The organism is Candidatus Anaplasma sp. TIGMIC, from assembly GCF_028204095.1.
In the GTDB taxonomy this organism is placed as follows: domain Bacteria; phylum Pseudomonadota; class Alphaproteobacteria; order Rickettsiales; family Anaplasmataceae; genus Anaplasma.
In genome coordinates, this window is record NZ_JAQLOH010000052.1 from 1 (window position 1) to 4,663 (window position 4,663).

Genomic DNA, 4,663 nt, shown 5'->3' on the forward strand with positions numbered 1-4,663 from the left:
GATCCACTGATCCACTGATCCACTGATCCACTGATCCACTGATCCACTGATCCACTGATCCACGTGAGCTTTCAATCGAAATTTTTACACTTCGAGAACGTGGTGTTACTATTCAGGCCATTCAGAAAACTAGAATATAGAGTTCTGGTTATGATGATCTTGTTTCATCTACTAGAGAGGAGCTCATCCAGTCTAGGAACGCCTGGCTACAGTCCTTTACGGGGATTGAAAACACTGCGGGCACGTCATAAGGATGGAGTTCTTGTATCTTCTGCATCGCGCGCTCACAAAGATGCGTCAGGGTTTTCATTATGGTTACGCACTCAGTGTCCGTGTTTAATTCGCCATTCCACAAGTACATAGAGGTTACGTTAGAGAACGTGTTGGCGCATGAGATTAGGCGATGGTTAAGCAATTCACTACTGATTTTGCATGCAGTGTCGTGGTCAGGCATAGTCACGTATATGATACATGGATCACAGCTCATTGCAGTACCGATAGGGCCAACTTACCGAATTTTGGGTCCTATTTTGGATTTTTGCAAGACAACGCATCATCAACCTTTTGCAGCAGCTGCTTCAAAGTGAAAGGCTTGGACAGGAAAAGCATTTCATCAAAATTAATACCCTTGTGCTGTTGATGAAACACTTCTTCCGCATAACCAGATACAAATATAATCTTTGCATGGGGTTGTATCTTCAAAATTTCCGCCACTGTTTCGGGCCCACTTGCACCAGGCATTACTACATCACTTACTACAACGTCTATGCGGTTTTCAATTGATGCCTTCACAGCTTCTTTTCCCGAGTTGGTATCTATTACCTTGAAGCCCCTTTTTGATAGAGCTTTCGAGGTAAATGCCCTCACAGGGTCTTCGTCTTCTATCAGGAGCACTGTTGCGGAATTTTGAGGACACAAATCCTCTTTTACCAACTCCCCTTCGGTTTTATCATCATCTTCCGATATGGAACGATTTTCTACTGCTTGAGTGTCTGAAGCGTAGACTCTTGGCAATAGTATCATGAACTTAGTTCCTTCACCCACCCGGCTTTTAACGTATATGTATCCGCCCGTTTGTTTTACAATTCCATACACAGTGGATAGTCCAAGCCCTGTACCGTAGGAATCGCTCTGGGTTGAAAAAAATGGATCGAAGATTTTCTTCATGACATGCTTATCGATGCCATGACCGGTATCAATGACTTCTAGGACAACATACTCGCCGTGTTCAATACGGTCCTTGTCAGGAGCAAACATGCCTTTTGGCATACTAGACGCGTCTACTGTGAAGTTGTACGTACGTAGAGTCAAGCTGCCACCGGACCTCATTGCAGATTTTGCATTTACCACAAGATTCACTATCACCTGTTCGAGCTGACACAGGTCCACCATAACTAGCCCTATGTTTTCTTGGTAATATATTTTTAGTTCAATGTCCTCACTGATGAGTCGTTTTATCATTTGGGATAAATCTGCAACAATGTTGTTTATATCCAGTATCTTCGGCTGAAGAGTTTGCTTGCGCGAGAATGCCATTAGTTGTCGTATTAAGTTTGCTGCACGATTGGCATTTTGTTTGATTTGCATAATATCCCTGAAGGATGGATCGGTTGCAGGGTGTTGAATAAGAAGCAAATCACAAAAGCCAATAATTGCGGTTAGAATATTGTTAAAATCATGAGCAATACCTCCGGCCAATTGCCCAATAGCCTGGAGTTTTTGTGACTGCTCTAGCTGGGTTTCCAGGCTTTTCCTATCTGCACTGTCTGTTATGTAACAAATCACTGATACGGTGTTATTGTGAATAAGCTTATTCATATAGATTTTAACATACGTTTTGTTACACAACTGGCCTTCAAGGGACATGTTGTTTATTACGCCATTTAAAAGATACTTTTTGACCTTTTTGCTATAAACAGAAGTCAGGTACTCGTATATATACTCCTGATGCTGCTTGTCATATGTAAGAGCTGCGAACGCCTTATTGTGCTTAATAATCTTCCCATCCATACTGCATTGAGCTATCGCGATTGGAGCGTGGACGAAGCACGGATTTAGTTGATAATCTGCAAGATTGAATTTTTTAGGAGTAATCAGTCCATAAATATAGCTATGGTTGTTTTTATCATGAAAAACTTCCTGAGTAACGTACGCCCTAAACATGGTACCAGTAGATGTCACGAATACCGCTTCACCTTCTTTACTGTCTGACTGATGTTTACTAAGTAGGCTATCAAATGATGTGTGACGTTTTAAGGTATCAAGCTCAAAGATCTTCAAAAAATTCGAATTTGCGGAAATAATTACGCCTTCCTGACTCAGGATATAAGACCCAACGTTGTGTCGGTTTAGCAGTTTTTCATGCACACCCTCCTTTGTAATCTTTACGGCCTTCAAGACGAAATAATCTTGGGGCCTTGATAGGGGATTAAGAAACAAACTGAAGGTTGCTTCCGTGTTGATGTCGATCTGTGGATTGTTAACTATTGGGTCCAGTATCAGAGAAAAATTTGACACCGTATTTTTCTTACTTATAGAGCAGTAAGTTCTTACAGGAGACTTGTGCTTCAGCGCATCCAAAAAACGCGATATTTCTTCATCGCTTAGATTACCAAGTTTTAGCACGCTGTATAGATTCAAAGGCCCCTGCTGTGGAAAGTTCTGGAACCTTGTATTGAACCTTGCATCGGAATATACCACCTGGCCGCCACTGTTTAGTATCAGACAAAACTCTGTGTCGTGGTTCAGAGCATTTGCAAAAATCATGTTTTGGTATTCAATAGCAGCTATGATACGCGGATATCTGCTAAGTTTTTGTAGTAAAACTAGAACTGTTGCACTAGTAAATAGGCAGTTAAACACCATGCTAACATACCCATTATCTATCCCGAACAAATAGATGCTGAAAATGCAGAGCATAGGCAATATAGCGATGATAGCGGCTTTTATCTTCGTGATACCATAATCACGCACCATAAAGTCCACTTTGTGATTTTGCTCGCTGTCTGTATACCTCTTTCCCACCTCATATCTCCCGTCTTGTTTTTGTCGCACTAAAGGCAGATTTCAGTTGCCCGCCATTTCTTCAGCTCAGGAACACAGAGAGAAGTATATATTGCAAATCACGCAGTAGAACAACGAAGAAGAACAGACGATAGGGAAGTTATGGGATTTATGCTTTAGCAGAAAGCATCTCAAGCATGACTCAGGTGAATGTAACGACAACCAGTAACGCGATAGAGTACTCCGGGTGCGGCCCCTTAGGTTAGTTTTATGGAAACTAACATTCCCTCGCTTGTTGGTAAGATTGACGAAAGATACTTATCTTCGTCGGACAATTCTTCATTGAACGCACGCATGCAAGAGTGTGCACTGCTGGAAACCCTACCCGTGGGGACGTCTTCGAAAACTGTGTTAAACAGGAAAACGTTATCGGCAACTATAAGGCCTCCTTTCTTTAGGTTAACCTTAGCCCAATCTAAGTAGGCGCAGTACGCTGACTTATTTGCGTCAATGAATACCATATCGAATGGAGCAACGTTCTCAATGCTTTTGAGCTTGTCCAGCGCATCTCCATGTAGAACCGTTACTTTGTCCCCAACTTTGCAGTCCATAATATTTTGCTGCGCTGCAAGCACATTCCTATACTGTTTTTCGATTGTATATACATGCCCATCAGCGGGCAGTGCTCTTGCTATACAAATCGCAGAGAACCCTACACAAGTGCCTATTTCCACTACGGTTTTTACATTGGCCATTTTTGTTAATAGCTGCAATATGCGCCCTTCCGCGACGCCTTGTTGTGCCATTCTTAGCTCATCTGGTGCTGATGCATGCACTGACAGCATGTCTGTACTGCTGATTCCAAACAACCGGTTTAGGTATTCCTCTTTTTTATCCAGAATTGTGCTGCGCATGATGACGCTCCCTCATCCCAAGATGCCCGAGATCCTACAATCTTTACTCGCCTGTTGCAAGGTTGAATTATTCCCCACACGATACTATACGTGATAAAATTGTCACGTATATCAAAAATGTGGTATAAGTGACATACATATTGTTGGTTAGTCTAGATTTTGTGATATTATTCGCCGGCTATGTCCGTGCGGTTACTTTTGCTGTATGGATATGAGCGCTTTGGGTGTAGGCAATGTGGCGTAAAATGCAGCTGGGAAGAGTGTGGAGATGCAGTGATGTCTAGAGAGGGCGGTGGTGAGGCTTCTGTCTTTCATGATCCTGAATACAGGAAGCGGTACAGGGAGAAGTTTCTTGAAGCACAGAAAAATGGCATGGACATGGTGGTGTACCCCGACGGGACTATAGCCCTTATTGAGAGCAAGATGGTAATGCACACTTATGGGTGGCATAAGCGGCGCAGGGGTTTTGAGAGAACTAGGTCTTTTGCGCAGAGCCCAATAAAGAGGGGAGGGCTGTCAACGGATAAGCAACACGGTGACGTTCAGACCAATATTGCTGCTGAGGAGACTGAGTACGCGTAGAGGCGTGCCTTTCGGTGCTTTTATATTTTCGTTTGAGTTTTTTCCGCGACGGGTGCTTGTGAATTGGTTTCCTTCTCCGTTTCCGCCTTTCGCCGGCGAGTGTCGTTTTCACAATCCTCAAACAACGGAGCGGATTCAACATAGCAGTAGCACCTACATATGAG

4 protein-coding genes are annotated in these 4,663 nt (G+C 43.1%); 1 reads left to right on the top strand and 3 read right to left on the bottom strand.

The genetic code is table 11. The annotated features are described in order from the left end of the window. Positions 1–148: 148 nt before the first annotated feature. The 3 genes from cutA to PGW94_RS04385 all read right to left on the bottom strand — a co-directional run bounded on the left by cutA (position 149) and on the right by PGW94_RS04385 (position 3,917). Positions 149–487, bottom strand: a complete 339-nt coding sequence (cutA, locus tag PGW94_RS04375; RefSeq protein WP_271759016.1) for a divalent-cation tolerance protein CutA — start codon at positions 485–487, stop codon at positions 149–151. Between the two features lie 38 nt (positions 488–525). Beyond that, positions 526–3,024 carry a response regulator gene (locus PGW94_RS04380; RefSeq protein ID WP_271759018.1) on the bottom strand — a complete coding sequence of 833 codons (2,499 nt, stop codon included), beginning with the start codon at positions 3,022–3,024 and terminating at the stop codon, positions 526–528. 236 nt (positions 3,025–3,260) lie between these two features. Beyond that, the gene (locus PGW94_RS04385) at positions 3,261–3,917 is read right to left on the bottom strand and encodes an O-methyltransferase (RefSeq protein ID WP_271759019.1); all 657 of its coding nucleotides are present in this window, start codon (positions 3,915–3,917) and stop codon (positions 3,261–3,263) included. Between the two features lie 180 nt (positions 3,918–4,097). Between PGW94_RS04385 and PGW94_RS04390 the strand changes: the two genes are divergently transcribed. Further along, positions 4,098–4,499 (top strand): hypothetical protein, encoded by a 402-nt coding sequence (locus PGW94_RS04390; RefSeq protein WP_410519533.1) that lies wholly within the window; start codon positions 4,098–4,100, stop codon positions 4,497–4,499. Positions 4,500–4,663: the final 164 nt, after the last annotated feature.

Coding starts and splice junctions, on each gene's coding strand:
- cutA (WP_271759016.1), bottom strand. CDS start 487: ATGAGCTGTGATCCATGTATCATATACGTGACTATGCCTGACCACGAC.
- PGW94_RS04385 (WP_271759019.1), bottom strand. CDS start 3,917: ATGCGCAGCACAATTCTGGATAAAAAAGAGGAATACCTAAACCGGTTG.
- PGW94_RS04390 (WP_410519533.1), top strand. CDS start 4,098: ATGTCCGTGCGGTTACTTTTGCTGTATGGATATGAGCGCTTTGGGTGT.